Annotated in this window: 25 protein-coding genes and 7 pseudogenes; 15 read left to right on the top strand and 17 right to left on the bottom strand. The window is 64.9% G+C overall.

What is annotated here, in order from left to right; translation table 11 throughout:
* Positions 1-23: 23 nt before the first annotated feature.
* Positions 24-122 (bottom strand): annotated as a pseudogene (locus BLW05_RS36830) (twin-arginine translocation signal domain-containing protein); the annotation flags it as partial.
* A gap of 191 nt (positions 123-313) precedes the next feature.
* On the opposite strand from BLW05_RS36830, the gene BLW05_RS21585 reads away from it, so the two are divergent.
* Positions 314-871 carry a hypothetical protein gene (locus tag BLW05_RS21585; RefSeq protein WP_256330430.1) on the top strand — a complete coding sequence of 186 codons (558 nt, stop codon included), beginning with the start codon at positions 314-316 and terminating at the stop codon, positions 869-871.
* Between the two features lie 23 nt (positions 872-894).
* On the opposite strand, the gene BLW05_RS21590 is transcribed toward BLW05_RS21585, so the two are convergent.
* From BLW05_RS21590 to BLW05_RS21640, 11 genes are all read right to left on the bottom strand, one after another.
* On the bottom strand, positions 895-1,497 hold the full coding sequence (locus BLW05_RS21590) for an alkylhydroperoxidase domain protein (RefSeq protein ID WP_093165609.1): 603 nt from the start codon (positions 1,495-1,497) through the stop codon (positions 895-897).
* Positions 1,494-2,150: a CMD domain protein gene (locus BLW05_RS21595; RefSeq protein ID WP_093165610.1), complete on the bottom strand. Its 657-nt coding sequence runs from the start codon at positions 2,148-2,150 to the stop codon at positions 1,494-1,496. The genes BLW05_RS21590 and BLW05_RS21595 overlap by 4 nt, the downstream gene beginning before the upstream one ends.
* Complete coding sequence (locus tag BLW05_RS21600) at positions 2,147-3,208, bottom strand: putative FMN-dependent luciferase-like monooxygenase (RefSeq protein ID WP_093165611.1); 1,062 nt, start codon at positions 3,206-3,208, stop codon at positions 2,147-2,149. Before BLW05_RS21600 ends, BLW05_RS21595 begins: the two co-directional genes overlap by 4 nt.
* Before the next feature lie 4 nt (positions 3,209-3,212).
* Entirely contained in the window at positions 3,213-4,040 is an 828-nt protein-coding gene (locus tag BLW05_RS21605; RefSeq protein ID WP_093165612.1) for a VOC family protein, read from the bottom strand.
* 12 nt (positions 4,041-4,052) lie between these two features.
* Positions 4,053-4,907 carry an ABC transporter ATP-binding protein gene (locus BLW05_RS21610; RefSeq protein WP_093165613.1) on the bottom strand — a complete coding sequence of 285 codons (855 nt, stop codon included), beginning with the start codon at positions 4,905-4,907 and terminating at the stop codon, positions 4,053-4,055.
* Positions 4,904-5,746, bottom strand: a complete 843-nt coding sequence (locus tag BLW05_RS21615) for an ABC transporter ATP-binding protein (protein WP_093165614.1) — start codon at positions 5,744-5,746, stop codon at positions 4,904-4,906. Before BLW05_RS21615 ends, BLW05_RS21610 begins: the two co-directional genes overlap by 4 nt.
* Positions 5,730-6,305, bottom strand: coding sequence for an OsmC family protein (locus BLW05_RS21620; protein WP_093165615.1), 576 nt, complete (start codon positions 6,303-6,305; stop codon positions 5,730-5,732). The genes BLW05_RS21615 and BLW05_RS21620 overlap by 17 nt, the downstream gene beginning before the upstream one ends.
* 25 nt (positions 6,306-6,330) lie before the next feature.
* Positions 6,331-8,160: an ABC transporter permease gene (locus tag BLW05_RS21625; RefSeq protein WP_093165616.1), complete on the bottom strand. Its 1,830-nt coding sequence runs from the start codon at positions 8,158-8,160 to the stop codon at positions 6,331-6,333.
* A gap of 18 nt (positions 8,161-8,178) precedes the next feature.
* On the bottom strand, positions 8,179-9,348 hold the full coding sequence (locus BLW05_RS21630) for an ABC transporter substrate-binding protein (protein WP_093165617.1): 1,170 nt from the start codon (positions 9,346-9,348) through the stop codon (positions 8,179-8,181).
* Between the two features lie 102 nt (positions 9,349-9,450).
* On the bottom strand, positions 9,451-9,768 hold the full coding sequence (locus tag BLW05_RS21635) for a hypothetical protein (protein ID WP_143044884.1): 318 nt from the start codon (positions 9,766-9,768) through the stop codon (positions 9,451-9,453).
* Positions 9,769-9,893: 125 nt separating this feature from the next.
* Positions 9,894-10,391: an arsenate-mycothiol transferase ArsC gene (locus BLW05_RS21640; protein ID WP_093165619.1), complete on the bottom strand. Its 498-nt coding sequence runs from the start codon at positions 10,389-10,391 to the stop codon at positions 9,894-9,896.
* Between the two features lie 180 nt (positions 10,392-10,571).
* On the opposite strand from BLW05_RS21640, the gene BLW05_RS21645 reads away from it, so the two are divergent.
* Both BLW05_RS21645 and BLW05_RS21650 read left to right on the top strand, forming a co-directional pair.
* Positions 10,572-11,018 (top strand): MarR family winged helix-turn-helix transcriptional regulator, encoded by a 447-nt coding sequence (locus BLW05_RS21645; RefSeq protein ID WP_093165620.1) that lies wholly within the window; start codon positions 10,572-10,574, stop codon positions 11,016-11,018.
* Positions 11,019-11,035: 17 nt separating this feature from the next.
* Positions 11,036-12,160: an FUSC family protein gene (locus BLW05_RS21650; RefSeq protein ID WP_093165621.1), complete on the top strand. Its 1,125-nt coding sequence runs from the start codon at positions 11,036-11,038 to the stop codon at positions 12,158-12,160.
* Between the two features lie 5 nt (positions 12,161-12,165).
* Here the strand turns inward: BLW05_RS21650 and BLW05_RS21655 are convergent, their stop codons facing one another.
* Positions 12,166-13,563, bottom strand: coding sequence for a replication initiation protein (locus BLW05_RS21655; RefSeq protein WP_177142760.1), 1,398 nt, complete (start codon positions 13,561-13,563; stop codon positions 12,166-12,168).
* A 652-nt stretch (positions 13,564-14,215) separates the two neighbouring features.
* Here BLW05_RS21655 and BLW05_RS21660 point away from each other — a divergent pair.
* Positions 14,216-15,430, top strand: coding sequence for an AAA family ATPase (locus BLW05_RS21660; RefSeq protein WP_256330431.1), 1,215 nt, complete (start codon positions 14,216-14,218; stop codon positions 15,428-15,430).
* Position 15,431: 1 nt separating this feature from the next.
* Positions 15,432-16,493, top strand: a complete 1,062-nt coding sequence (locus BLW05_RS21665) for a ParB/RepB/Spo0J family partition protein (RefSeq protein ID WP_093165624.1) — start codon at positions 15,432-15,434, stop codon at positions 16,491-16,493.
* A gap of 91 nt (positions 16,494-16,584) precedes the next feature.
* On the opposite strand, the gene BLW05_RS21670 is transcribed toward BLW05_RS21665, so the two are convergent.
* Entirely contained in the window at positions 16,585-17,364 is a 780-nt protein-coding gene (locus BLW05_RS21670; RefSeq protein ID WP_143044885.1) for a hypothetical protein, read from the bottom strand.
* Between the two features lie 890 nt (positions 17,365-18,254).
* Between BLW05_RS21670 and BLW05_RS36520 the strand changes: the two are divergent.
* A pseudogene (locus BLW05_RS36520) lies at positions 18,255-18,776 on the top strand (SDR family NAD(P)-dependent oxidoreductase); the annotation flags it as partial.
* 189 nt (positions 18,777-18,965) lie between these two features.
* A pseudogene (locus BLW05_RS36835) lies at positions 18,966-19,396 on the top strand (tyrosine-type recombinase/integrase); the annotation flags it as partial.
* Here the strand turns inward: BLW05_RS36835 and tnpB are convergent.
* The gene (tnpB, locus tag BLW05_RS21690; RefSeq protein ID WP_177142761.1) at positions 19,308-19,703 is read right to left on the bottom strand and encodes an IS66 family insertion sequence element accessory protein TnpB; all 396 of its coding nucleotides are present in this window, start codon (positions 19,701-19,703) and stop codon (positions 19,308-19,310) included. The pseudogene BLW05_RS36835 and the gene tnpB overlap by 89 nt on opposite strands.
* Positions 19,700-20,053, bottom strand: a pseudogene (locus tag BLW05_RS21695) (transposase); the annotation flags it as partial. The gene tnpB and the pseudogene BLW05_RS21695, both read right to left, overlap by 4 nt.
* A gap of 373 nt (positions 20,054-20,426) precedes the next feature.
* Between BLW05_RS21695 and BLW05_RS35495 the strand changes: the two are divergent.
* The 4 genes from BLW05_RS35495 (at position 20,427) to BLW05_RS21710 (ending at position 23,678) form a co-directional block, all read left to right on the top strand.
* Complete coding sequence (locus tag BLW05_RS35495; RefSeq protein WP_143044886.1) at positions 20,427-20,699, top strand: hypothetical protein; 273 nt, start codon at positions 20,427-20,429, stop codon at positions 20,697-20,699.
* Between the two features lie 680 nt (positions 20,700-21,379).
* Positions 21,380-21,739, top strand: a complete 360-nt coding sequence (locus tag BLW05_RS21700) for a hypothetical protein (protein ID WP_143044887.1) — start codon at positions 21,380-21,382, stop codon at positions 21,737-21,739.
* A gap of 1,151 nt (positions 21,740-22,890) precedes the next feature.
* Positions 22,891-23,211, top strand: a complete 321-nt coding sequence (locus BLW05_RS21705; protein ID WP_143044888.1) for a hypothetical protein — start codon at positions 22,891-22,893, stop codon at positions 23,209-23,211.
* 17 nt (positions 23,212-23,228) lie between these two features.
* On the top strand, positions 23,229-23,678 hold the full coding sequence (locus tag BLW05_RS21710) for a hypothetical protein (RefSeq protein WP_093165631.1): 450 nt from the start codon (positions 23,229-23,231) through the stop codon (positions 23,676-23,678).
* A 143-nt stretch (positions 23,679-23,821) separates the two neighbouring features.
* On the opposite strand, the pseudogene BLW05_RS21715 reads toward BLW05_RS21710, so the two are convergent.
* Positions 23,822-24,133 (bottom strand): annotated as a pseudogene (locus BLW05_RS21715) (pyridoxal phosphate-dependent aminotransferase); the annotation flags it as partial.
* 94 nt (positions 24,134-24,227) lie between these two features.
* Here BLW05_RS21715 and BLW05_RS21720 point away from each other — a divergent pair.
* The 4 genes and pseudogenes from BLW05_RS21720 to BLW05_RS36530 all read left to right on the top strand — a co-directional run.
* Positions 24,228-24,575: pseudogene (locus BLW05_RS21720) on the top strand (transposase); the annotation flags it as partial.
* Between the two features lie 645 nt (positions 24,576-25,220).
* Complete coding sequence (locus tag BLW05_RS36840) at positions 25,221-25,598, top strand: hypothetical protein (RefSeq protein WP_177142762.1); 378 nt, start codon at positions 25,221-25,223, stop codon at positions 25,596-25,598.
* 2 nt (positions 25,599-25,600) lie between these two features.
* Positions 25,601-25,819, top strand: a pseudogene (locus BLW05_RS36845) (response regulator); the annotation flags it as partial.
* Between the two features lie 170 nt (positions 25,820-25,989).
* Positions 25,990-26,157: an ANTAR domain-containing protein gene (locus tag BLW05_RS36530; RefSeq protein ID WP_256330433.1), complete on the top strand. Its 168-nt coding sequence runs from the start codon at positions 25,990-25,992 to the stop codon at positions 26,155-26,157.
* Positions 26,158-26,367: the final 210 nt, after the last annotated feature.

The raw sequence follows: 26,367 nt of genomic DNA on the forward strand, positions 1-26,367 counted from the left end.
ATCACGGATGCGGCAACTGCCCTTCCAGGGTGACCCATCAGGCTGGCCCCAAGGGCCAAACCTCCGGCACCAACGCCTCCCATGAAGCCGCGACGCGAAAGCCCTGACGGTGGATGGTCCATATCCGTGTCCTTGATGGCACTGCCGAAATACGAGACGGGGTCGACGCACAATAGGGCGGCGTCGAGGCGATGGCCATAATGCAAAGCGCCAAGTGACGCCAGCCAGAATGAGTGCCGCAGATTTCCTCCTCTCCCCAGAAGTCCAGAAGCTGTTGAAGGTCGTGTATGCGAACCCCACCAGCAAGTTCACCGTGAATGCGCTCGCGAAGGCGTCCAAGCTCAGCATCGAAGACGTCGAGCGCACCCAAGAGCACCTCGTCAAGAGCGGCATCCTGATCAAATGCAAGTCGACGAGCGACGCGCCAGACACGGTGTGCGCGAACACGTCTTTTGTCTTCTACAGCGAGTTGAGAGGCATCGCCCTCAAGTCCTTTGCAGCAGCGGAGCCGGTTCGAGCGATGCTCCGCTCAAAATTCAAGGACTCGGTCCTGCGCGCCTTCGTGCTCGGCGAGGACCTCGACGGCACGGTCGAACTGCTGGTCGTGCATGGCCAGAAGGTGCCGGACGAAAAAGACATGTCCGCGGCATGCCAGAAGCTCTCCGTGTCCATCGGCCGGCACCTCCGGGTCCACGTGATTTCGAGCACCAGGCACGCCGCACTCGCTCGGAACGATGAGCTCGGATCGAAGCTGGCCAGGCCCTGCGCGATTGAAATCATCGCCGAAGGGGATACCAAGGCACAGCCGGCCATCGAACGCGAAGGGCTGCTGGAGAGCGCCAGGAAACGATGGGCCGCTCTTGCCAGGTAAGCCACAGCGCGAATCTCGCCGCTTCACGCCTTCGAGGCCGGCTCGCCGAGCGAAAGCATCAGCCGGTTCGCCCAGTTGAAGAACGCCGCGCCATGGATCACGTCGGAGATCGCGAGGTCGTCCAGGCCGGCCGCTCGCAGGCGCTCGACATGCTCGGGGCCGAAGGCCGGCGGTGTCGCCGACAGGTCCACCGATGCGGCGACGATGGCATCCCACCGCTCGTCGATGCGCGTGCCCACGCCTTCGTCGAGCAGCCGCTGAACCTCGTCGCTGCGGCGCGAGAAGTGCGCGGCGAATCGCGCGTGCACCGACGCGCAGTAGATGCAGCCGTTGTAGCGCGACGTGGCCGCGGCCGACAGCTCGCGCTCCGCGCGCGGCAGGCCCGCCTCGGGGTTGTAGAAGATGTCCTTGTCGGTCCGCGTGCGCGCGCCGAGGATGTCCGGGTCGCGCGCGAGCAGCATGAAGTACGGCGACTTGGCACGCGATGCGTCCACCAGGCCGTCGAAGTGCCTCTGCGTCAGTTCGCTTTCCTGGAGCGGCTCCAGCCACGGAAGCCATTCGAGCTCGTCTTGCGTGAAGGCGCTGGGCGGTACGTTGGAGGGATGGGAAAGCGTCGATGTGGTCATGATTGAACGGCCTCGCTTGCAGAGGCTTCTGCCTGGGTGGCGACGGGCGTGTCTCGCAGGACTTGCAACCCCGCTGCGACGCGCACCTGGTACGCGAGGAACGCGACGAGTTGCGACAAGGTGACGATGTCGGTGGTCGACCACCCGGCATCGAGCAACGCCTGCAGGTCCTGCGCCTGCGCATCGCGAGGATGGAACACCAGCAGATGCGCATGCACCAGCGCGGCGGACAGGCGCGGCCCCAGCAGGCAGGCAAGCGCGTCACTCACGCGCCAGGCCGGGCCGGGCACGTCTTCGAGCGTCAGGCGGCCGGCCGGATAACGGCCGTACGGCCCCGACGAATCGACAGCGGCCGCTTCGGTCACCAGCGCATCGACGAGGCCGCGATCGCTGCCATCTCGCGCGAGACCGTCCGCATAGAAGGCGGTGGCCTGCGCCTGGCGGTGTAGTGCAGCCACGAAGGTCGCGACGGCGAACCGCTCCGGCAGCGTGAATTCGCCCACGAGCGGAAGCGGCGGCTCGAAGAGCGCGAGATAGCTGTTCTGCCCATGGAGGCGCGCCTGCGCGCGGCGGGCGCGGATCGCGTCGATGGCATTTCCCGGCGGGATGCCGGCGAGCTGGTCGATCACATCGGAAGCAGTGGATGAGGTCATGCGGCGAGGGGTTGGGAGGGTTCGTTGAAAGCGGGCGCGCGGTCCTGTCGCGACCAGCCGAGCGCGGGTGCGACTTCGGTGGCGATCAGCTCGATGGAGCGCAGGATCAGCGGGTGCGGCGGATCGACCGAATGCACCTGGAACACCATGTCGGTCACGCGGTCCAGCGTGCGGTCGGCCCGCAGGGAAGCGATGACGTCCCCGGGCGTGCCGACGTGAACGTCGTAGCCCGCGATGAGTTCCTGCAGCGTGGCATCGGCGCCGGGGCGGCCAGGATCGGACAGGCGCGCCACGCTGCGGCGCAGGCCCAGCTCGGCCAGGCGAAGCGCCTCCTGGCGATCGTCGGCGACGAACACCGAGCGCGAGCCCATGATGCGCGGCACACGCCCAGCCGGCAGGTGCGCGAGGTAGGCATCGATGATCGGGTCCTGGAGGTCGGCCAGCGAGGCATGCTGCGCGCCATCGGGCCGGGGCTGGGTCCTGGACAGCATCAGCCCGTCGCCCGCGGCGCCCGCACGGCTGCCGCCGTTCACGGTGAAGCTGGCCTGCCAGATGCGACCCAGCAGTTGCGGCGACGACGGGTAGATGCGGGCGCCGCCTTCCAGCGCGCGGCCGGCCCACGCCTCGCGTACCAGCGCCAGATGACGCGCGAACACCTCGGCGCGCGCTTCGCTGACGAGGCCGAACGCATGGAAGGCCGAGGGTGTTCCGCCGGTGCCGACCCCGAATTCGAGGCGGCCGCCGGACAGCAGGTCGAGCACCACCGCATCCTCGGCGACGCGCACCGCGTTCTCGAGCGGCAGCGTCACGACGCCGGTGCCCAGGCGAATCCGCTGCGTGCGCGCCGCCGCGTGCGACAGCAGCACGAACGGCGACGGCAGGCCGCCCTCACTTTCATTGAAGTGGTGCTGGGCCACCCAGGCGGAATCGAAACCGAAGGCCTCGGCATGCACGATCTGCTCGATGGCGAGCCGATAGCGATCGGCGGCGGGTGCGTCGTCCAGGACGCGGGTGAAGAATCCGAGGCGCTTGCCGGTGGACGTGAAGGTGTCTGCCATGTCGTCAGGCCGTCGCGGTTTCGGCGCGCGGTGCCTTGGCAGCGGCCGGCACGGTGGATGGGTCCAGCTCGATGCTGGCGCCGTGCGTCAGCGCGAGGCCGAGCGTGCCGGGCTTGCCGGATGTGCGCAGCACCACGGCAAAGGGCCCTTCACCCCGGGCGGCGAGCCTCGACTCTGGCGAAGTCAGCGCGAGCGTGCTCGGGCCGAGCTCGACCAGCGCCACCCGGCCTTGTCCGCCCGGCAGGCTCGCGGGGCGCCCGACGTGCGTGTCCACCGCGTCGCGCGCTGGACCGATGAGCGCGCGATAGCGCGCCAGGGTCGCATCCAGGTCGTGCACCGCGATCGCGAGGCTCGCGACGCCGGTCGCGCCGTTGGGATGCACGCGCGCGCTTCCCTCAGGAACGCGCAGCGCCCGCGGCGTGAGGTCGCCGCACAGGAACGGCAGGTCCGGCGACGGCGCGCGCGCCGTCTGCCAGCGCAGGCGTTCCCCATCCGGCCGCAGGCGTCCGCCATCGAGCGGGCCGTCGAGGACGAGCCCGCGCTGCGCGGCTGCGGCGACAGTTTCGGAAGTGCTTTGCGGCAACAGCGCGAAGTCCACGACGCCTTCTCCGTGGCGCTGCAGGAGTTGCCACCAGCGCTCCTCCGGCGCCGGCGCCTTCCAGGCAATGAGTTCGAAGTAGCTGCCGTCGGCAAAGACCACCAGCGCGTTGTGCGTGGTGCGCCCGGGGTGGTCCCCGCCGCGCAGCACGTTGAATCCCAGTGCGGTGTAGTCCGCGATGGCCGTTTCGAGGTCGTTGACGGCGATGACGATGTGATCGAGTTGGAGAGTCATGTCCGATAGATTTCAGGAAGCGGTTCGGGCGGCATCGCCGCCCCCGAGATAGGCGTCGCGGATGCGCGAATCGGCCAGCAGTTCATGGGCGGGCCCCTGCAACACGATGCGACCGGTCTGCAGCACATAGCCGTAATGCGCGATCTGCAGCGCCAGGCTCGCGTTCTGCTCGACCATGAAGACCGAGACGCCCTGGCGGTTGATCTGCGCGATCAGCTCGAGCACCTTGTCCACGTAGAGCGGCGACAGGCCCATCGTCGGCTCGTCCATGCAGATGAGCTTGGGCCGGCCCATGAGTGCGCGCGCCATCGCGACCATCTGCTGCTCGCCGCCCGACAGCGTTCCCGCCTGGAAGTCGATGCGCTCGGCGACGCGGGGGAACAGGTCGAGCATGCGCGCCAGATCCTCCGCGACGGCCTTGCGATCGGTGCGCGCATAGGCGCCCATCAGCAGGTTCTCGCGCACCGTCATCGCGGGGAAGAGCCGGCGCGCCTCGGGCACAGAGGCGATGCCCCGCCGCACCACCTGCGGCGTGCTCAGGCCACCGATCGGGCGGCCTTCGAATCGGAGTTCGCCCGAGCGCGGCTTGAGCAGGCCGAGCACCACCTTCATGGTGGTGGACTTGCCGCTCGCATTGCCGCCGAGCAGGCTCACGATCTGGCCGTGCCCGACTTCGAGGTCGAGGTCGAAGTGCGCCTGCACCGGGCCGTAGAAGCTGTTGATCTTCCGCAGTTCGAGCAGCGGACTCTGAGCCGACGGGCCGGAGATCGTGTCGCTGCGCGCCGGCAGCCCGTCGTCTTCGTCGTCCCGCCAGAGCGCCGAGGGCAGAAGGCCGGTGCGGGCGACGGTGGTGGCGAGCGTGGTCATGCCGCCACCGCCGTCCGGTCGCCCACATGCCGATGGCCGAGGTAGGCCTCGATGACAGCTGGATCGTTGCGCACCGCCTCGGGCCTGCCTTCGGCGATCTTGCGGCCGTCGTCGAGCACGACGACGCGGTCCGAAAGCCGCATCACCAGGTCGAGCTTGTGCTCGATCAGCAGGATCGACTGGCCGCGCGACTTGAGCCCGCGGATGATCTCCAGCATCTCGGCGGTCTCGCTTTCGTTCATGCCGGCGGTCGGCTCGTCCAGGAGCAGCAGGCGCGGCTTGAGCGCCAGCGCACGCGCGATCTCGACGCGGCGGCGGTTGGCATACGAGAGGCTGTAGGCCGGATGGTCGATGCGGGGCGCAAGCCGCTGGCCGAAGAGCGCGATGATCTCCAGCGCCTCGTCGCGCAGGCGCTGCGCCTCGCGCGCGACGGCCGGCGGCTGCAGCAGCGCCAGCGCCAGTTCCGCCAGCGCGCCGACGCCCGGCACGCCGCCGAGACGGGGCTTGGCAGCCTGCAGCCGCGTGTGCGCGCCGAGCAGCACGTTGTCGAGCACGCTGAGATTGGCAAACACCCGGCCGTGCTGGAAGGTTCGCGCGAGGCCGCGTGCCGCGAGCTTCTGCGCCGGCCAGCCGGTGATGTCCGCGCCTTCGAACCGCACCTTGCCGTCGTCGGGCTGGTCCAGCCCGGTCACGAGGTTGAAGAGCGTGGTTTTGCCGGCGCCGTTGGGGCCGATCACGCTGACCAGCTCGCCCTCGTTCAGCGTCAGGTCGACGCCGTCGACCGCCTTCAGCCCGCCGAAGCGCCGCGTGAGGCCGGTGACTTCAAGCAGCAAGGACATCGGGTTCCTTCCGGCCGGAATTCTTCCCGGCCTTCGAGTCGATCAGCTTCACCTCGGCCCGGATGGTCTGGGGGTTGCGCAGCAGGTTGAGGATCGGGCAGTTGCGCTCGACCGCCTCGAACAGCGCGTCGATCTCTTCGCGCGATGCGGTCGAATCGATGTGCACCGTGTAGCCGATCTGGTGCGGCCAGATCGGCGTCTCTTCGTGGCCGGGCTTGCCGGCACGCGGATCGATGATGCCGGTCACCTCGACTTCCAGGCTTTCGAGCGGCACCTTCCGCTCGGCCGCCTGGATGAGAAAGATGTGGGTGACGCAGGTGCCCAGCACGCCGAGCTGGAGCTCCGGCGAACTCGGGCCCAGGTTGTAGCCGGCGAAGTCCGGCGGGCTGTCGCTGATGACCTGGTGCTCGCGGATGCGCAGCCGGCGCACGCCGCTGCGGCCTTCGGCGCGCACGTGCGCCTTGAGGTGCGCGGGTTGCGCAGTGCCTGCGCCGATCGCGGCGTTGCGCGCGAGAACCGCGGCGCGCTTCTCGGCGAGGTAGTCGTTGAGATGGCTCATGGTGTCGATGGTGTGGATGCAGGTTTCAGACGGTGCCCAGCAGACCCTGCGGGCGGAAGCGGATGAGCAGCAGCAGCGCGATCCCGTAGACCAGCATGCGGTACTCGGCGGTCACGCGGAACAGCTCCGGCAGACTGACCAGCGCCACTGCGCCGAGCAGCGCGCCGCTGATGTTCCCGAGCCCGCCGAGGATGACCATGGTCAGCGCGAGGATCGAGATCTGCGAGGTGAAGCTCTCGTGGTTGATGTACGAATACAGGTGCGCGGTGAAGGCGCCGCTCACGCCGGCCGCAAAGCCGCCGAAGCCGAAGGCCATGGCCTTGTAGCGGTCGGGACTGACGCCGTAGGCGCGCGCGGCGACTTCGTCTTCGCGCACCGCGCGGAAGGTGCGGCCCAGGTGCGATCGCAAGAGGCGCCACTGCAGGAGCGCCAGCAGCGTCATCGCACCCAGCGAAGCCCAGTAGAACGCGCTGTTCGACGACGCATCGCGACCGAAGATCGCAAGCGGCGGGATGCCCGAGATGCCGATGGGCCCGTGCGTGAGGCTCTCCCAGTTGAGGATCGTCAGGGCGACGATCTCGCCGATGCCCAGGGTCGCGATCGACACGTAGTGGCCGCGCAGCCGGAACGCCGGGAAGATCAGCGCGGTGCCGATCAGTGAGGTGACGAGGCCCGCCACGATGATCGAGGTGCCCACCGGCAGGTGAAGGTCCAGCACCAGCAGCGAGGACGCGTACGCGCCAATCGCCAGCAGGCCTGCGTGGCCGAGCGAGATCTGGCCGATCGTTCCCGCGACGAGCGTCAGGCTCAACGCCAGCGCGGCATAGAGCCACGAGTTGGTGAGCGTCTGCAGGATGTAGGGCGACGGATCGAACAGCGGCAGCACCGCAGCGGCGACGAAGAGCGCGGCGATCAACCGCGGCGGCACGCGCCACGGCTTGCTCGGGGCGATGAAGGTGCCGGTGAGCGGCTCGGGCGGCAATGCCTTCCTGCGGCCCAGCAGGCCGTTCGGCTTCCACAGCAGGATCGCCAGCAGCAGCGCGAAAGCGAAGAGGTTGCGATACGGCGTGCCGAAGAGCGCCACGCCGTAGCTCTCGATGAGCCCGAGCAGCATGCTGCCGACGATCGCGCCGGGCACATTGCCCACGCCGCCCACCACGGTCGCGACCACGCCCTTGAGCGTGGCCTGGAAACTCATGGCCGGGCTGATGTTGTTGTAGTACATGCCCACCAGCAGGCCGGCCAGCCCGCCGAGCGCCGAGGCGATCGCGAACACCGTCTGGTTCACGCGGTTCACGTCGACGCCCATCTGCAGCGCGGCGTCCCGGTCCTGCGCGGTGGCGCGCACCGCCCAGCCGAGCCGCGTGAAACGCAGGAAGCCGAACAGCAGCGCGGCACTGGCAATGCCGATGCCCGCGATCAGCAGGTCGAGCGCGCCGATGGTGCCGCTGCCGATCTGCAGGCGCCAGTCCGGAAGCTGCGTCGGCAGCGCGCGCGGATCGGGACTGAAGGCCAGCTGCACCAGGATGTCGAGCACGAAGCTGATGCCGATGGTCGCGAGCAGCGGCGCGATGCGCGCCGCGCCCTGCAGCGGCCGGAGGCCCACGCGCTCGATCAGCATGCCCAGCAGGCCGGCGCCGATGACGACCAGGAGGATGGTCACCGGCAGCGGCGTGCGCAGCCAGGTGATGGCCGCCCAGCCGATGTAGGCGCCCACGGTGTAGACCGACCCGTGCGCGAAGTTGATCAGGTGCGAGACGCCGAAGATCAGCGCCAGCCCGACCGCCAGCAACGCATAGATGTTGCCGATGATCAGGCCGTTGACCGTGTAGTCGAAGAAGGAAGTGAAGCTCATGCGGCGACGGGTGCGCGACTACTTCGCGGAGGCGACCGAGGCGCGCGCCTTCGCGTCGCCCAGCGCCCACTTGCCGTCCTTCACCACGAGATCGACGCTCTTCACGCCGATGATGCGGCGGCTCTCGGGGTCGAAGTTCGCCTTGCCGAAGACCACGCTGGGCACGTCCTTGATCTTGTAGAACGCATCGCGCACCGCCTTCCGGTCGGCGTCGGGACCGGCCTGCCGCAGCGCCGCGGCCGCGATGACGACTGCGTCGTAGGCGTAGGCGTTGAAGGCATCGGGCTCCTTGCCGTACTTGGCCTGGAAGCGCTTGACGAAATCCTGCACCTCGGCGCGGGGCTCTTCGGGGAAGAAGGCGGTGTTGGTGAAGATGCCGTTGACCGACGCGCCGCCGAGCTCGATGAACTTCGGCGAATACACCGAGCCGCTGGCCGCGATCGGCTGCTTGAGGCCGACGCTGCGCACCTGGCCGGCGATCAGCGCGCCATCGGGGTAGTACGAGATGAGGACGAGGCCGTCTGGATTCGCATCGCGCACCCGCACCAGCGTCGAGCGGAAGTCCTTCTCATCGGGCTGATAGCCCTCGGCGACCACCACCTGCGCGCCGCGCTCCTGCGCCGCCTTGACGAAGACGTCGCGGCTGGTGCGGCCCCAGTCGGTGTTGAGGTAGAGCACCGCCACGCGCTTGAAGCCCAGCGTCTTGACCGCGAGGTCCGCCAGCAGCGGCTGCGAATCGGACTGGCTGATCGACGGGCTCCACACGTAGTCGCCGCCCTTGGTGAAATCGGGATGCGAGTTGGTGAAGCCGAGTTGCACGAGCCCGGCGCGCTGGTAGATCGGCGATGCCGCCATCGAGGCCGGGCTAGAGAAGTCACCGAGCTCGATGCGGATGCGCTTGTCGTTGACGAACTTCTGCGCCAGGCCCACGGCCTGCCGCGGGTCGCTCTGGCTGTCTTCGAACACATACGCGAGCGGCCGGCCATGGATGCCGCCCTCGGCATTGATCTGGTCGAGCGCAAGGTCGAAGCCAGCCTTCCATTGCGCGCCGTACTGGGCGTTCTGCCCGGTCAGCGGCCCGCTGACGCCGAAGAAGACAGGCTCGCCGGTGGCAGGCGCCGCGATGGCGAGCATGGGTGCCAGCAGCAGCGAGGCCGCGAGGCGGAGAAAGCTCTGTCGATGAAGCATGGAAGTCTTGCCCTGGAAGTGCGAAAGACGTCCATTCTTCGAAAGCGGGGCCGGCGGGTGAACGAATAAAAAGGTACAGGCTTAGCACCTTTCCGGATAAGCCTAGTCGGCGCGGGCCTGTCGCAGCGTGATGGCGGCGCTGTCGACGCCTGCGCGCGAACAGGCCTGCTCGAGCTCCTCGATCAGCCGGTCGATCTGTGCAAGGAATGTGGTTCTGTCCAGCGGCAGCGGCTGGATGGAAAGGCGCCACGAGAGATCCGCCAGCGTGCTCTCGCCGCTGCGGCGGGCCCATGGGCGAACCTCGCAGAAGCACAGTGCGGCAAGGTGGCCCAGGTCCATGCGCTTGCGCGCGTGCCCGATTTCCGCCGCGAGGTCTTCGAGGCGGTCGCGGAGCTGGCCGGTGACGCTTTCATCGTTCATGTTGCATTGCAACATTGCCAGCCCGGCCCGAGGTGCGTCAAGCGCGCGATTAGAGCGGCAACCCTCGGGCAGCGCTTGACAGCGCGCCGGGAAGCTGCCGGAAGCGCCGCCGGCGCGCTTTGCTGTTACTGCATGTACGCGAGATCACGCACATCCGACCGGATCGCATCTCGGTCCGAGCCGTGCAGCGGCAGGCTGATCATCAGCTCCAGCCGCCGGCGCAACGCGTAGAGCATCAGGAGCGCCGCGCGGGCGGACTCATCGGGACTGCTCATGGCGGCGACGTCCGGAAAATCCCAGAGCGCAGCATCGGGCTGCCCGGGCCAGCTCGGCTGCAGCGACAGCATCCCGGCGTCGAGCGTGATGACGAAACTGGCCTGGGGCGCGCCGCCGCGCGTCAACTCGCTCCAGGCGCGGGGCAGCTGGGTTGGCACCGGCATGCGTGCGCTCGCGAGGGCGCTGATGGCTGCGGGGTCGATGCTGTCGCCGAGATGCGCGGGATGGCCGCACGAGTACGCCGCAAAGCGGTCGCTTCCGAGATGGGAAAGGCAGGCCTGGGCGAGGATGCTGCGCAAGGTGTTGCGACGCGAAACAAAGATGACCACGAACCGCTTGAGGGCCATTGCAAGCTGTCTGAAACGAATGGTAAGGCGTAAGCGTAGGCAAGGCGGGCGAACTCGGCAAGCGAGGATTGTCCCGACGGGCACCGTCGGCGCACGGTTCCGGGCCCCTTCCTGCATTTCGCCCTGGGTGCATTGGTTTCAAATCATTTGAATTCAAATGATTTGGATATAATCACACTCATGGCCACCCCATCCCCGGAACACCATCGGCGCATCGGCATCCGCCTCGTCGGGCTCGCCCGCCGCTGGCGGCAGGCGCTCGATGCGCGGCTGTCCTCGGCGGGCCTGAGCGATGCCACCTGGTCGGCGCTGGTCCACCTGCACGAAATGGGCGACGGCGTCTCGCAGAGCCAGCTCGCCGCCGCTGCCGGGCTCGACGGGTCCAGCCTGGTCCGGCTGCTCGACATCCTGGTCGGCCAGGAACTCGTCGAGCGCCGGCCGCACACCTCCGACCGCCGGGTGAAGCTGCTCCATCTCACGCAGGCCGGACGCCGCGCGGTCACCTCGATCCGCAAGCGACTGGCGGCGATCGAGGACGAACTGCTCGCCGACATCGACGAGGAAGAGGCCCGCGTTCTGCTGCGTGCATTCGAGAAGATCGAATCGCGCATCGCGGCATCGAACTGAACCTACGCGCACGCACCATGACCACCCCACGGCCTGATTTCCAGGAGCCGCGCCAAGTCGGACGGGGCGAATCCGCACGCCTCCTCCTGGCACCGGCACGCATCCGCGAAAGCCTCTCGGTTGCGACCTCCCCGCCGCTGCGCAATGCGGCCGTCGCGGGCATGCAGGTGTCGGCAGCGGTGCTGATGGCGGTGGCACTCGCGCACTTCTCGCCGTGGGCGCATCTCGAGGGCTTTCCCGCGCTGGGCGCCCTGGCGGCGCTGTTCGGCCGGTTCGCGCCCGCCGGGCGGCGCATGCGCATCGTCGCCATGGCGGGCGCGGTGCTGCTGGTCTCGGTCGGCCTGCCGACGCTCGTCGCGCACGCGGGCGCATCGACCGAATCGATGCTGCTGTGCCTTGCACTGCTGGCCGGCGCATTGACCGTGGCGGTGACGCAGTGGCGGATCGGTGGGCCGGGCGCGGTCATCTTCGTCTTCGCGTCCTCCGCTGCGCTGGGTCCGGTGGATTCATGGCACACAGTGGTCGCGCGTCTTGCGCTCACTGCGGCCGGCGCGGTGGTCGCCTGGGTCGTGTGCCACCTCACTGACGGCTTGCGTTCGGAGACCGCGCCGCCCGTCCCGGCTCCGGGCAGCGTGCGGCCCGCGGGTCACTGGCTCGTCGCGGCGGGCCGCGTCGCCTTCTGCGCAGGCATCGCATCGGTGCTGGCGCACGCCGCCGCCCTGCCCTTTCCCGCCTGGGCAGCCATCGGCGCGACAGCGGTGCTGCAGGGCGGCCATCTGCACGTCACGATGCACCGGGCAGTGCAGCGGATGCTCGGCACGGTGGTCGGCGCCGGCATCGCGGGACTGATCCTGGCGAACCATCCTTCGTTCTGGTTCGTGCTCTTCGCGGTGGTCGTGCTGCAGTTCGTCACCGAAGTGGTGATCGGCTTCAACTACGCCTTCGGGCTGATCTTCGTGACGCCGATGGCCTTGCTGATGACTTCGCTCGCATTGCCCGCGGCCGCGGCTGCGATGCCGATGGCGCGGGTACTCGACACCGCGCTCGGCGCGCTCGTCGGCATCGCCTTCGCGCTGGTGTTCTCGACGCTGGACGACCGTGTCCACCTGGCGAGGCATCACACCGGGAAGCATCCCGGCTGAGGCGGTCAGACCACGCCGGCGTCGCCCAGGTGCGCGGCGACCGCGAGCAGGTCCTCGTCGGTGGGGACGTTCCATCCCGCGCCGATGGTGGCCTCGGCGTACATCGCAAGAAAGCGCCCTTTGACGAGCGGATGGGACCAGCCGTCCTTCTTGAAGCGCTTGATGATCTGAGGATGCAGGTCCTGCGCTTCCATGGCCGCGAGCAGATCGCGGATGGTCTGCTGCTGGCTGTCGGGTTGGCGCGCGCGGAAGTCCGCCTCGATGTTGGCGAGCCGGCGCTCCTTCCACGCGGTTTCGTAGGCCTGGCGGCGGCGGCCCTGGATTTCGAGCGACTCGGGGCTGTCCGGGTCCTTGCGGGCTTCCCTCGCCACCGCATTGGCCGCTGCGCGCTGCGCATGGCCCGGCATGAGCGACATCAGATAGCGTTCAGGGTCGCGCACCGGCGCCGGGAATGTGCTCTCGACGCGCCGGCGCAGCTCCGGCAGCGCACTCGCGAGCGCTTCCGAGCCGTAGGTGTCGACGATCTTCTCGACGCGGGCGTCGGTGATGCCCATCTCCCGCGCCTGGCGCATCGATTCGAGATCGGCCTTTTCGGGCGCCTGCTGCAGCCCGGGCAGGCGCTGGTCCTTCACCTTGATATTGAACTGGATCTCGTTGATGAAGCGGCCGCTCTTGTGCTCGATCAGCTCGATCGTGAAATCGGTGTTGGCATTGACCTGCGCGATCGCGGGCTTGAGCACGTCGCGCTTGAAGAAGGAGTAATCCAGCTTCTCGAGGCGCTCCGGGTCGGGCACCCGCCCGGTCATGGGGTCGTGCCACCAGCGCCAGGCCTGGCGCGGGCTCCGGGCGACGTTCTGGTAGCGGCAGGCCAGCTCGTAGAGAAAGACCGCGGCATGCGTCGTGAGCTGCGAGACCATGGCGAGGTTCATGCGCGCGAAGACGCGCGGATTCAGCAGCTCGTGGCGCAGCGCCGGCGCGAAGGCCCACGACACCCAGACCTGGTTGCGGACCTTCTCCAGTTCGCACTGCGACAGCAGGCCGCAGACCGTCCAGCGGCTGCCCTCCCCCGTCGTCGGCGACTGCCACTCGACGGTGGTCTTGACCATCGAACGCAGGTGCTTCTTGACGACCGCGATGTCGTTCGAGTCGTAGCGCAGCAGGTGAACCACTTCTTCCAGCGGCGCGCGATGGACCTCCACCTCGGCGCCCTTGCGCAATTCGTCCTGGGCCAGGCTCAGCAGGACGTTGTAGGTCTTGCGTGCAAGCACGGTGATGCGCTCGCTCTGGGCGACGACCGCCAGCGCGTTGACCGGCTTCTTGAGCGGCTGGTAATCGTCGACGCCCACGGCCGCCACTTCGTGGCGCAGTTCGTTGTCGGCGGATGAATAGGAGGAAAGGGGCATGTCGGGGAGAGGGGCGGGGGGACTGTAACCGCCTTCGGCGTCAGGTGAAAGCGCATTTTCATGTATGCCAAGTGCGCTCATCCATCGATCTGAACCGGGGGCCTCATTCGGGGCGCACGGGCGGCGGCATGCAAATCCCGTGAAAGCTCATGTTGCTTCGCACCAATTTGCGGCGTCCGATGGCCATCTGCTCCCGTTCGAGCTCAGGTCAAACACCTCAATCGGGGCCGGAGGCGACGTTTTGCGTCCTTTTCGCGACGGTTCGGCGCCCCTGAACTCACACAGCCAGGCTCCCGCGGGGCCTCGGATCTGCCCCCGAACCCACCCTGTCCGGATCCTGCCAAAGCTCGAAAGTCTCCTGTTGATTCTCGTGAAATCAACGTAACCTATTGATTTTATTGAATATTTGTCAGCCTAAAGGTATTAGAGGCTTTGAAGGAATTTCTATCTCTTCAACCCGTCCCCGGGGCTTTTCAAGCGAGTAACACCCACTCCTTTCCCTTCACATGAGTGATTTCGGGATTTGTGTTGGAGGATTTTGGGTGATCGGGGACAATTTGTCCAAATCACACAAAATGGAATGTGTGAAATGCATCTAAGCGAAGGAGTGTGGATGAACGAACTAACTCAAACAAGTCCGACCGAGATCTTTTTGAAGACTTCGACCATGGCGGACATCAAGCTGCAGGCCCAGCGGGCGAGCGAGATGGTCGGCGCAGTGCGGGCCAAGATGCTGGCGCCTTCGGCGCAGAAGAACAGCCCGGTCTTCATCCAGAAGGAAGTCGCCGAGCGCTGCGGGCTGGAGCCGGGCCAGTTCAGCTACCGGATGAAGAATACCGACCTGCCTCCCCTGCCCCAAGGCAACTTGGACCCCAAGAGCCGACGCAGAGAATTCAGTCTCGCGGAGACGCGGACCTGGGTCAAGGAGTTCCGCCGCAACCGGCTGCGGCCTGCGGGCGCCGAAGCGGTGGTGATCAGCATCGCCAACTTCAAAGGCGGCGTCGGCAAATCGACCACCGCGATGACGCTGGCCCAGGGGCTGACGCTGCTGGGGCACCGGGTCCTGATGATCGATGCGGATCCCCAGGGGTCGCTGTCGACGCTGACCGGCCTCGTGCCGGACCTCGACGTCCAAGAGGAAGACACCTTCATGCTGCTCGCGCTCGGGGAGGAGGACTCCATCCGCTACGCGATTCGGCCGACCTACTGGGACGGGCTCGACATCGTGGCTGCGGCTCCCCTGCTCTTCGGCATCGAGTTCAACCTGCCGGCGCGGCAGGTCAAGGAAATGGCCAACGGCTTCGAGTTCTGGAATGTGCTGAATCTCGGCATCGACGATGTGCGCGAAGACTACGACGTGATCATCATCGACACCGCGCCGGCGCTCTCGTACGGCACCGTCAACGCACTGATGGCCAGCAACGGGATCATCATGCCTCTGCCACCGAACGCCTTGGACTTTGCATCGGGTGCCCAGTTCTGGACCCTCTTCACCGACCTGACCGAGAACCTGATTGGCGCGGGCGGCAGCACCAAGACCTTCGATTTCATCAATGTGCTGCTGTCGCGGGTCGACAGCGACGACGCCAGCACCATGGTCCGCAAGTGGATCATCCAGACCTATGGCGACAAGGTGCTGCCGGCGGAGATCCCGCGCACCGTGGTCACGTCGGCGGCCAGCGCGGAGTTCAACACGGTCTACGACATTTCACGCTACGACTGGAATGCACGGACCTACAAACGGGCCCGCGAGGCCTATGACAACCTGGTGGCCTACATGGAGGGCGTCGTCCGCGCGGTGTGGCTCAAGAACCTGAGTCACGTGTCGGAAGCTGCGGTACGTCCCGAAATGATGGAAGGAGTCTGAGATGGCGAGTCGTCGATTTCTCGAGAAGGGCAACGCGATCACTTTGCCGTCCGACGTGGCGAGCTTGCCGGAAGCGCATGCACCGGCTGCCAATTCGCCGGTGCCGGGTGCAGTGGCGCCTGGCATTGCGGCTCGGCCGCCGCGCACCGCGATCGGCGGCATGGCGGCATTCATGCAGGCCGAGTCGGTGGCGAACAAGCGGCTTGAACAACTCGAGAGAGACCATGCGCCTTTCGTGGGCGCGGATCCAGTCAGGCAACTGGACCCGCGGACCATCCGCCGTTCGCGCTGGGCGAATCGCCACCAGACCGCTTTCGCGATGCGCGAGTTTGCCGAGCTGAAGGAAGACATCCGGAGCGCCGGTGGGAATGTGCAGGCGATCAAGGTTCGGCCGGTGCGCAGCGAAGATTTGAGTGAAGCGGAGAAGGGCGCTGAACCGCCGCTTCAGTATGAAGTGGTGTTCGGGCACCGCCGCCATGCCGCCTGCCTGGAGTTGGGGCTGCCGGTGAGCGCGGTGATCAAGGAGATGAGCGACCGCGAGCTGTTCGGTGAAATGGACCGTGAGAACCGCAAGCGCGAAGATCTCTCGGCCTACGAGCAGGGCGTGATGTACTTGAACGCCCTGGAATCCGGCCTGTTCGAATCGATGCGAAAGCTGGCCGAGGCGGTGGGTGTCGACCACGGGCTGGTCAGCAAGGCGGTGGGCGTGGCGCAGTTGCCGGACGTGGTGGTGCAGGCTTTCGATTCACCAGTCGAGATCCAGTACCGCTGGGCCAAGCCGTTGAGCGAAGCGTTGCAGCGCGACCCGGACGGATTGATGGAGCGTGCCCGGCGTGTGCGGCACAGCGGTGCGACCGTCACTGCGGGGACGATCTATGCGGCGCTGATTGGCGAAGCGTCGGAAGCGGCGTCGGCTTCTTCGACTTCCGAGATCGTAGGACGCGCCGGCAAGGTTTCGGTGTCGAAGGACAAGAAGGGACGGCTGTTGCTGAAGTTCGATCGACCGGTCAGCGCGGTCGTTCAGGCGGAAGTCGAAAAGGCACTGCGCTCCGTCCTGAGCTGAGGAAATCGGAGCGAATGAAAAGGGGGTGGTGAACGGTTCACCACCCCCTTTTTTCATGAGCGAGGGGAGGGTGGTGAACCGTTCACCACCCTCAGGAGCCGGCCCCGCTCCGGTTCTCGATCCGCTCGAGCGCTTCCAGCATGTCGCCCATCATCGACTTCAACACACCCATGTCACGATCCCGTCGTGCCTCGACGAGCGGGTCCGGCCCGGCGCCCGGCGTACGCCCCGACAAAGCGTCCTGGGCGCGAGCGACTGCCTCGTCAAGCTTGGTGATCAGGTTGTTGCGCAAGGCGGAGAACTGCGCCAACTCGCGCTTCACTGCAACCATTTCCTCATGGAGCGCGGCGAGCTGCACCTCGATCTTTTCCAGAGTGGCGTCGGGGCGATACGTGGGAGCGGACGGGACTTCTGCGATTGCGTCCGATGGTCTCAGTCGCTCGACTGCGGACTGCAAGCGATCCGCGGTGCGGGCGACCGCCAACTCGACGATAGCCTGCGTGTCGGTATGCATGAGGTGAGGCCATTGATCCTGAACCCGCTGGATCGCAAGGTCGGTGTGCAGACGCAGCCCAGGACGTCCTGCGCGGCGGGGGCGGCGCAGACTCTCCCGAGTGAATGACGGGTCGACTTCGACCATCCCTTCGGTGCCGTCCGACGTGCAGCCTTCGAAGACGCCCGTGGCGTTCCATTTCTTGAGCGAGGATTCAGAAGGTGCCTGTGGCCCGTGCATCATCGTCAGGATGCGGCCGAGTTCCGCGAGCGTACAAGTCGACGGCCACGGCGGGGATGTCGATGAGGTTGCCGGCGTGGAGGAGGGGACTGCGTCGAGGCTGGCCGAGGGCGGCAGGAGGATGTCCGAATCGCTCATATGCAGGCACATTTTGGTTACTTAATAACCTAATTATGACCCGCTCATCTACTCGCAGGCAAGAAAAGCCTTTGTGGACCTGGATTTCCGTGGAACATCTCGATCAAAACAGCCGAAAAACGATCTAACTCGTTGTCATAGAAAGAAAAAATCCAGCGTATCAAAATGTCGTGAAACAGTGCGTTGCGGAGGGGCGGCGGACCCGGAAAAGCGCGCCTTCTGTCCTGCCTGTCGTGCGTCAGTACTACTTGTCGAGTGCGACACCATTTCCTGTCGATTTTCCACAGCGTGAGACTGGTTGGCCCCAGCTGCCGCGCAAGCTCGGTGGTTGCAACGCTGAGGCGAGCGATGCCGCCGGCTCCCCGCGGGCTCATTGCGTGCCAGTTCCGCACGGGCCTCGCCCGTGAGGCACGCCTGTCGGCCCGAGGCGTTGACGCTACAGCTCGCCGACCCGTTCCCTTGAAGTTGGCGCTCGCAAGAGAGGCATGAAAGTCGAGAGATAGATCTTCGAAGCGCAAGGAGGAGACGCTAAGCGACCTGGACGTAGGAGCGCCCCCGCTAGCCTCCAGTGGCAGCCTCACCGGCCGTCCAGGATTTGCGACGCGGCCCCGAAGGTTGGCGCAGCGGGCCTGAGGGGACGAACCGCCGCAGTCAATTGAACGACACCTTGAACTCGTAGCGTCAGAGATCGTCTTGAGACATACCTGAGCAAGCCGTTGCATCGGACAAGTCGTCCGACTGCGTTGCCCGACTCCGCGGAGTGCAGCAAATTGGTAGATCGATCTACCGAAGATCTACCAACGACTACAGCGGGGCGAAATACCGACGACCAAGCACGCGCCGGACATAGCCCGACATGGTGGTTGGCATTGCGAAAGCCGACAGAAATAGTCGGGGGAAAGGTGGACATCATCGTCAATACCGCGGAGGCTCATCGAACCTACGGGATCTCTGCGCGCCGCGGCACAGACGTCGCTAAGTTGGAAATGGACGTCAACTACTTCGGCCTGCTGCGGCTCGCGCAGGAGTTCGGTCCGGCGTTGCGTGCACGTTCCGCAGATGGGGAGACGCATGCGGCAGCATGGGTGAATGTGCTCTCGGTCTATGCGTTGAGCAACTTCCCGCCGCACGGAACATTTTCTGCATCCAAGGCTGCTGCACTTTCGTTGGCACAGTGCCTGCGGGCCGAGATGAGGCCTGCTGGCATCCGAGTGATCAACGCATTTCCGGGACCAGTCGACGACGAATGGAATCAGAACCTGCCGCCCCCGAAGTTGGCGCCGGCAGCGCTGGCGTCGTCGCTCGTCAAGGCGCTCAAAGAGGGGATCGAAGACGTGTATCCGGGCGACGTAGCTCAGGAATGGCTTGAGCGCTGGCGTGACAACCCCAAAGTGCTCGAGCGCGAACTGGCACGCAACCTGCGTTTGACCGCCATCCGCTCCTTCTTCCGGTTTGTGTCGTTCGAGGAGCCGGCTCACAGCGCCCTTATCCAGCGCGTGCTCGCGATACCGAGCAAGCGACACGACAAGCGTGAAGTGCATTTCCTGACACACCTCGAAATCGAAGCAATCCTTGCCGCGCCCGATCGGATGACCTGGCTGGGTCGCCGCGACCATACCTTGCTGCTGCTCGCAGTCCAGACCGGCTTACGCCTTTCCGAACTGATTGGCTTAGACAGAGACGCCATCCATCTCGACGCAGGCGCGCACGTCCGGTGCGTAGGTAAAGGCAGGAAGGAACGATGCACTCCACTGACAAGGAACGCCCGAATCGCCCTTCAGGCGTGGCTCAACGAGCCGGCGCGGCGCGGCTCCAGCGCCTTGTTCCCCAATCTTCACGGGGGCCGGCTCAGCGCGATAGCGTTCAAGCTCTTCTGGCCAAGCATGTGCAAGTCGCCAGCAAGCGATGCCCAACGTTGGCGTCCAAGCGGGAGTCGCCTCACGTCATGAGGCACAGCGCGGCAATGGAACTCCTGCAGGCGGGCGTGGACTGCTCGGTGATCGCGCTATGGCTCGGTCATGAATCGATCTAAGGCGTTGCCACGGCAGACCCAGGACCAAGGCGTCGAACTGCGCAGGAGTGAGTGACGGCAAGGGCGTCGCGTTGGTCGTGCCCGGCCAGACGAAGCGCCCCGCGTTGAGCCGGCGCGCCGCGCACCACACGCCGAAGCCGTCGTGCACCAGCAGCTTGACACGCGTGCCGCGAACATTCGCGAACAGGTAGCCATGGTGCGCCTGCGCTGCACCGAAGACTTGCACGACGCGCGCCAACAGGCGGTCGGCGCCGGCGCGCATGTCGATGGGATCGGCGGCCAGCCACATCGCGTCGATGCGGATCATCGAAGCAACTCGCGCATCCACGCCGCGCACTCGCTGACGGCGCTCGCCGGCCATGTCACGGTGACCGCCATCGGCCCACGTCGCAGCTCAATGCGAACGTCCGGGACATGAGCCGGCTGGACTGGTGGCGGCAAGCTGACCGGGACGAACAATGTCTGGGCTTCTTGCGCCTTGGGGGCCTCGGCGGTGGTCGCGCTGACGACGGTGGTTCCCGACTTCATCTCTGAATCGCGAACCCATCGGCGCAGCAGATTCGCGTTAACGCCTTGGGCCATCGCCACCGCCGCCATCGACATGCCCGGCTGCATGCAACTGGCCACGGCGTTTGCCTTGAATTCGTCGCTGTGAACGCGACGTCGCCGGCGCCAAGCCGCTGACGCCGGTCAGCTTGCTGATGACGTCTGTACAACGTCTGCCTGCTCACGCCAAGCTTCACCGCCTGAGCACTTCCCTGACGAGTGCTTCGAGGACTGCCATCTTCTTCAATTCCGGGTCTTTCGTGCAACTCGTGGACGAACGGCGACGCGCGAAGTACTTCTCGACTGGCCTCGTACCCGATCAGTACGATGACTTGTCATGGGCAAACCGCCTACAAGGGCCGCTGAAACCACGGGCGTAAACTGGAGACCTTTTCTCATCGACAGCATCTGCGCCCTCGTTCTTTCTGTCCTGGAAGCATCGAAGTGAGTCATCCTTTGCCGCATTACGGAATTGATCACCACCATGAAAAAAGACAAAATGAATTTGAGCATCCGGAAGTCAATCCAAGCGTTCCCTACCCTAGAGGACGCTATAGAGCATGTGCGACAGGAACTTCGCGCCGAACGATGTGTGACTACTTGGCCGGTCCATGAGGGCGGCTATCGGGTGGAGTCATGGAACTTCGAAGCCCGCGGCGGAAGCGACGGCGATAGTTATTTCGCGCCGACAGAGCCGCATGAGCTCGAGCCCCCTCACACAAGAGAAAAGCTGACCTTCCTGCTGCGTCGAAAATGAGGCGCAGCCGATTCGTGACTTGGGAGAGGTGGTCGAATCGCCGTGTATTTCCGGGTTACGTCGATGCTCAAACTGAGGATGGTGTCCGAATCCGCCTAGCGATGCGGCATGAAGGGGTGAGTGTCTGCCAGCATCTGAAGCCGCAGCATCGCATTGCTTCGATTGCTGCATGATGGCGCGCCGCTTCAGGGTGAGCGGTGCTCCAAGGCACTCTGTTCAGACAGCCGCCGACGCGAATCGCTCGCCGTCGCCTTCCAGTTGCCGCCAAGCTCGAAGCTCATGTACAGCTCGCCCCTGAATCGCTGTATTCTTAATCTGTGGCGGTTTCTTGTGTCAACGCCAAGTTCAAATTTCATATCCCCCGGCAAAGTAGAAGTGTTGCATATTCGGCCGAGCTGGAGATTCTTGTTCGGAATACGCCAGAGTCAGGTAGTCTTTTCTTCGGCGCCTCTTGCTGAGACGCTGTGCGTCTCCTCATGCTCGCACATTCAGCATCGACTGCCTCTGCGACCTACTCGAAAGCCGCCGCCTCTTTCCGACAGGCGCGCAAGCGGCTATGGCCGATACGGTCGTCCACCCCCTCGGCAATGCGATGTCCTGCAGCGTGCGGGCAATAGCCAGACCTCAAAGGAAATGCCCCAAGAGTTTGAGCCCGTCTCCAACCTTCGGAGGGCCGAAATGTGACCTTCAACAACCCGGTCGCTCTGATCGAAAGAATTGAATCACTGGCATTAGATCTCGCGTTGCGAATGCGTCAGAACCTGTCCGCACGGCTTGCGGCGACGGGCCATGTCTCCGATCGAGCGTTGAAGCTGCTCGAAGACTGCAACTCGCTCGTCGAGTTGATTCGGAAGCAGGCGGACAGTTGCCGGAAATCCGAGTGGCGCGCTTCGAAGCTCGTGGACTCGTGCTATGCGATGAGGCTGCTGCTTGGACTAAATGTAGGCGAGTTCGGCATCGGCGAAGACGCCCTGAGCCACATCGATGCGTGGATACTCCAGATAGCATGTCACAAACTGATGGGCTCAATCGAGCCTTGATTAAGAAGGTCGTGACCTACGCAGGTCCGTACTCCCATACCCGCAGGCCTGGCGCATACGGCTAAAGGCGGCATCGTGTGTGACCGGCCGCGTAACGGTCCGCATGAACGTCATCACAAGGACCCGGCCTATCTGTTCGAGCGCTGCCGGTTTGCGATGTTGGAGGAAGCGAAAGAATGTTCGAATGGCCGCCAGGCGGACGGTGCGCTTCTGGGCTGAGTTGCCGCTATCAACGTTGCCACGTCCAGTTGCTCCAATTGGATGGCCGAGGGCTCGACTTTGTGCTTTGACGCGGCGAACTTGAACGGGGCCCGGAAGGTGCAGACAGATGATGACCGAGCGTGACATGTTCGTCGATTACGCTACCGTTTGTCGGTGATCGATCAAAATCCTGCCAGTGCTGTGTTTCGGCAGGCAATCCCTGTGGCATCGAGTTACGGCGTGCTGGAGAAGATCAACATCGAAAAGGGCGGGCGGTGCGAACACCGCGGCCATCGAGGGTCTTCGCGCCGAGTTGGGTCCAGATTTTGGAGGCTTCGCCAGTCGATTTGACGCCTGCAGGCTGCAGTCTTACGCAAGGAGTTCACGCAAGCATGCGCCTTGCCGGAGTCGCATCACATTGATCGGTGATTTCCATCAGGGAGTTCGCTTGGCAAGTTTCGCCATGCGCTTTCCCGCGTGGGGTTTGAGCATCCTGGTCCGGCTGCGCTTGGGTGCGTGCGGCGGCGCCCGAAGGCCCAAGCGCCGTCGCCGATTACACGGTGACAGGCAGCAAGGCGGCGGGCGCAGTCTGTGCGACCGTCAACATTGCCGTGTCCCCTGGCGCGAGAGCATCGACCGGGGGCCCATTTGATTCCGCTGCAATAACTGACGGTTTGCTAATGGAGCACCGCCAGCACCAGATCCAGGGTGTTGTCGCCCGCGTTCGAATTTCTGAATTTCTGTCGCGTCGCCAACCTGCGCCGTGTCGGGAAGTGGGCCTACATCGCGCGTCTGGTGGATGCGAGACACTGGCAAAAATGGGAATATGTAACACTCAGACTTCGCAGCTCTATTACTTGCAGCTGCAGAACAGAATCGGGAGCGCGACGCATAGAACTTTAGACTCATTGCAATCATTGGAACGCGCGGTTGATGCAGTCGAGTTGGCGATGCATCACGTCTTGGAAAGCGAGCCAGGCTTCAGCTTCGCGACCCAGACTGATCTGCTTTCGCTTTCTCCGGCCGAGGAGGCGCGCGTGCGGGAGGAAGAGACGGCGAGCGATCGAAAACGCCCGGAGTTGGCGGCGATTCACTCTTGCCTGATGTCATCCATGGCAATGCTTGCGGTCTGCCATTCACTGATAGAGCAACCGCCCGACCAAACGCTCCTCGAGCCCGAACGCCAGTGGAAGAGGCTGGCGTCCGACGCCAAGACCGCAGGTCGCGCCGCATATCGCGCGGCACTCGTACTTTCAGATCCCGCTTCCTGAGGTGAATGAGATCAGCTATGCAAACCCCAGACCTAGAGACAGTTGAGACGGTCAGAGTCGCGCTCCAGGAAGTGATCTTGGCGCGACAGCACGGCGTCCAAGCTGTGCCGTACTTCGCCCCAACCAACATCGGCGTGCTTTCTCCCGACGAGAAACGGAAAGAGTTGACTGTGGAGGAAGAGACCGATTACGGCAATCGGGTGCGCGCTGGCATCCACATGACGCTGTCTGCGGCGGTCGCAGCACTTGAAGTTGCAGAAACGCTCATGAAAAACTTCGCTACCATCAATCCAGAGGATCGGAAGCGCGAATTGATTCGATGCTCGCTGAATGCTCGTGTTGCCAGGGACGCTGCGGCCGAGGCCGCCGCGGTCTTGTCGGGGCAGCAAGCCCCCAAAACAGACGCGATGGTGGAAATCAAGCGACTGAAATCGGCACTCTTCCAGCGATTCGGGATCGGCGAATAACCCATACGAATCCCGCCAGCTCTCTTCGGTCGCGCAAGTCGCCGACTCAGCTGCCGGCGGCTCCACGCGGCCTCAGTGAGCAGCCGCCTCGCGAGTGCATAGCGCCACCGCCGCGGGGGCGGTTCAGTCATCCAACCGGATCTTTAGCCAACCGGCCGCGGAACATTTTTTTTCGCCGTGAGCCAGTCTCGCCGCCGTTCCGCGTCCTTCGCGAGTCGCTGCGGATCCTTTGATGCGAAGCACCAGCGCAGCCAGTCCCGCGCCTCGGGCGCGAAGGCATTGCCTGGCGCCAACCCCAGGCCAGCCTCGGCCACCAGCCGCCTTGCGACCTCGAGCGAATCGTTGAAGCCTTCGAGCCGGAAGAAGGCATACCTGCCGACTTTAGCTGACGCCACTTGCACGCCCGGAAGCTCGGCCAACAGCGGCACGAGCGTGTCGCGGCAACGCTTCAGGTGTCGTGAAGTAATGGAATGGACGCCCCCGCCTCACCTGAATCGCAACATGCGACATTGGGGGGCATGTTCAACCACACGAGCAGAGGCAGCCACCATGAAGATCACGACGATTGGCATCGACCTGGCGAAGAACGTGTTCCAGGTCCATGGGGTGGATGAGCACGGTAGAGCTGTCATGAACAAGCAGCTCAAGCGGCAACAGGTGGTTGAGTTCTTTGCCAACTTGCCACCGTGCCTGATCGGAATGGAAGCGTGCGGCAGCGCACACCATTGGGCGCGCAAGTTGCAGACCCTGGGCCACACAGTCAAATTGATGGCCCCGCAGTTCGTCAAACCCTACGTGAAGTCCAATAAGATCGATGCGGCCGATGCGCAGGCAATCTGTGAGGCCGTGGGCCGCCCGAGCATGCGGTTTGTGCCACTGAAGAGTGTCGAAAACCAAGGCGCTCATCTCCCTGTCCAGGTTCGTGCCGCAGTTCTCAACGAGACGCTGCGGCCTCGAGAGAGGCCAACGCCATGGCCTGGCAATACTGAAAACGAACGGTGCTACGTCGACAGCGAGTGGGAGATGGAGGCTGCTTAGCCAAAGAACTCCGGCGCCTTCCTGCCGCACGATGCGCACTTTGTGCCCAAACATTTCTTCCCGCACTTTTTGCACGCTGTCCCTCACGGAAGACCTACCAATCTTCGCGCATCGCTGCGCTGGTTGACGATGTGGCAGCCCGTGCAGCCGCCACGCGGCTTCTGCTGGCCGTCTGCGGTGCCGCCGCGGCACTGAGGCTGCTGGCGATCGCCCTCGCATGGCGGGCCGAATTGCGGCGTCAGGTGACGCAGAGAGAGACTCGCATCGCCTCGCTGCAGTCACAGAAGGCCGCGCCGATCGGCGAAGTTCACCATCGCATCAAGAACCACGGTCTCTTCGAGACCCATCGCCGTGCTGCGGACAAGGATCCAGTCATGTCCGGGGCCCTTGAGACGCTACACGGTCACGTTCTGGCTCTGGTCGGCATCCATGGATTGCAGGCGCAGCATGGCAGCATCGGCATCGCGCTCGGCGAGTTGGTGCGCACACAGCTGAAGTTGGTGCGTGCAGGGTTTCCGCGGGCCCCAGTTGGCGCTGACAGAAGACTACAAGTTGCCGGAGGCGGTATTGCCTCCGGATCAGGCCCTTCCTGTCGCCTTGATGACGACCAAGATGATCATCAACGCAATCAAGCACGGTGTGGCCGCGCCCGTCCGTGTGGCCATCGGGATGGGCGCTCAGCATTGCGGCTACGTTGCCGTCACAAATCGCGTCTCATCAGCGGCCACCATGGACTGGAAAAGCGGCCAGGGGCTAGGCATCGGTTTGAGCCTCTTGTCGACCTTGTCGGAGGGCATCGCCGAGGTGACGCAGAGGAGTACCCAACAGGAGATGATCATGACGATATTCTTGCGCCCGATGGGCCCGGGCGGATCAAGTTGACCATGGCCCACATTCTCATCGTCGAAGACGACCCGCTCGTCAGACATGTCTTCCTCACGCTCCAGCGGGCCGATGACCATGACGTGATCGCCGTGCCGAACGCCGATGGAGCCGTCGATGCGGCGACCAAGCGCACTACGGCGCTCGTTCTCATGGATGTCGGACTGCCCGGCATGGACGGCATCGAATGCGCCGGCGTTCTTCGCCAGCAAAAGATAGACGCGCCGATCGTTTTTCTGACGGCACATGGTAGACCTGAGTTCGTCGCCAGAGCGATCCATCACACCCCTACGCCTACCTCGTCAAGCCCATCAGTGGCGATCAACTCATTCCGCTCGTGCGCACTGCTCTGTACGCGGCAGAGGTGGGGCAAGCCAGAGAGGACAAGCTCGTGCTGGCACTCACCGACGGCCGCGAAATCAGCGCGGCGGTTGGCATGCTCGCTGAACGCCACCAACGGACAATCGATCAGGCGTTCTCTGCGCTGCGTGTCATGGCTCGCAGCGAGAGTCGTCGCCTGGTAGAGGTCGCTTCAGAGATCACCAGTCGCTCGCGCTAGGAATCCAAAAGGGCTTTGCGTTAAAAACTACCGGCGCCCGTCGCTGCGAGCGAGTCGTGTGGCAAGTGCTGTGGTGATAATGCGCGCACAGCTGCCCAAAACCCGTGGCTGACCCTCGTGCAGGCGCACGACGGAGCCAGACACGGGGTTCACTCGTCGTCCGCCTTGCAGGGCGGCCCACAGATCGCAGCCCCCCGCATCTGCGTCGCT

The organism is Variovorax sp. YR216, from assembly GCF_900107745.1.
GTDB lineage: Bacteria > Pseudomonadota > Gammaproteobacteria > Burkholderiales > Burkholderiaceae_C > Variovorax.

What these genes read in the sequence shown, in the direction of transcription:
- BLW05_RS21635 (WP_143044884.1), bottom strand. Translation starts at nt 9,768, where the DNA reads ATGAACGATGAAAGCGTCACCGGCCAGCTCCGCGACCGCCTCGAAGAC.
- BLW05_RS21650 (WP_093165621.1), top strand. Translation starts at nt 11,036, where the DNA reads ATGACCACCCCACGGCCTGATTTCCAGGAGCCGCGCCAAGTCGGACGG.
- BLW05_RS21655 (WP_177142760.1), bottom strand. Translation starts at nt 13,563, where the DNA reads ATGCCCCTTTCCTCCTATTCATCCGCCGACAACGAACTGCGCCACGAA.
- BLW05_RS35495 (WP_143044886.1), top strand. Translation starts at nt 20,427, where the DNA reads ATGAAAAAAGACAAAATGAATTTGAGCATCCGGAAGTCAATCCAAGCG.
- BLW05_RS21595 (WP_093165610.1), bottom strand. Translation starts at nt 2,150, where the DNA reads ATGACCTCATCCACTGCTTCCGATGTGATCGACCAGCTCGCCGGCATC.
- tnpB (WP_177142761.1), bottom strand. Translation starts at nt 19,703, where the DNA reads ATGATCCGCATCGACGCGATGTGGCTGGCCGCCGATCCCATCGACATG.
- BLW05_RS21645 (WP_093165620.1), top strand. Translation starts at nt 10,572, where the DNA reads ATGGCCACCCCATCCCCGGAACACCATCGGCGCATCGGCATCCGCCTC.
- BLW05_RS21590 (WP_093165609.1), bottom strand. Translation starts at nt 1,497, where the DNA reads ATGACCACATCGACGCTTTCCCATCCCTCCAACGTACCGCCCAGCGCC.
- BLW05_RS21610 (WP_093165613.1), bottom strand. Translation starts at nt 4,907, where the DNA reads ATGACCACGCTCGCCACCACCGTCGCCCGCACCGGCCTTCTGCCCTCG.
- BLW05_RS21665 (WP_093165624.1), top strand. Translation starts at nt 15,432, where the DNA reads ATGGCGAGTCGTCGATTTCTCGAGAAGGGCAACGCGATCACTTTGCCG.
- BLW05_RS21625 (WP_093165616.1), bottom strand. Translation starts at nt 8,160, where the DNA reads ATGAGCTTCACTTCCTTCTTCGACTACACGGTCAACGGCCTGATCATC.
- BLW05_RS21670 (WP_143044885.1), bottom strand. Translation starts at nt 17,364, where the DNA reads ATGAGCGATTCGGACATCCTCCTGCCGCCCTCGGCCAGCCTCGACGCA.
- BLW05_RS21640 (WP_093165619.1), bottom strand. Translation starts at nt 10,391, where the DNA reads ATGGCCCTCAAGCGGTTCGTGGTCATCTTTGTTTCGCGTCGCAACACC.
- BLW05_RS21615 (WP_093165614.1), bottom strand. Translation starts at nt 5,746, where the DNA reads ATGTCCTTGCTGCTTGAAGTCACCGGCCTCACGCGGCGCTTCGGCGGG.
- BLW05_RS21605 (WP_093165612.1), bottom strand. Translation starts at nt 4,040, where the DNA reads ATGACTCTCCAACTCGATCACATCGTCATCGCCGTCAACGACCTCGAA.
- BLW05_RS21710 (WP_093165631.1), top strand. Translation starts at nt 23,229, where the DNA reads ATGCAAACCCCAGACCTAGAGACAGTTGAGACGGTCAGAGTCGCGCTC.
- BLW05_RS21620 (WP_093165615.1), bottom strand. Translation starts at nt 6,305, where the DNA reads ATGAGCCATCTCAACGACTACCTCGCCGAGAAGCGCGCCGCGGTTCTC.
- BLW05_RS21630 (WP_093165617.1), bottom strand. Translation starts at nt 9,348, where the DNA reads ATGCTTCATCGACAGAGCTTTCTCCGCCTCGCGGCCTCGCTGCTGCTG.
- BLW05_RS21705 (WP_143044888.1), top strand. Translation starts at nt 22,891, where the DNA reads ATGCATCACGTCTTGGAAAGCGAGCCAGGCTTCAGCTTCGCGACCCAG.
- BLW05_RS21600 (WP_093165611.1), bottom strand. Translation starts at nt 3,208, where the DNA reads ATGGCAGACACCTTCACGTCCACCGGCAAGCGCCTCGGATTCTTCACC.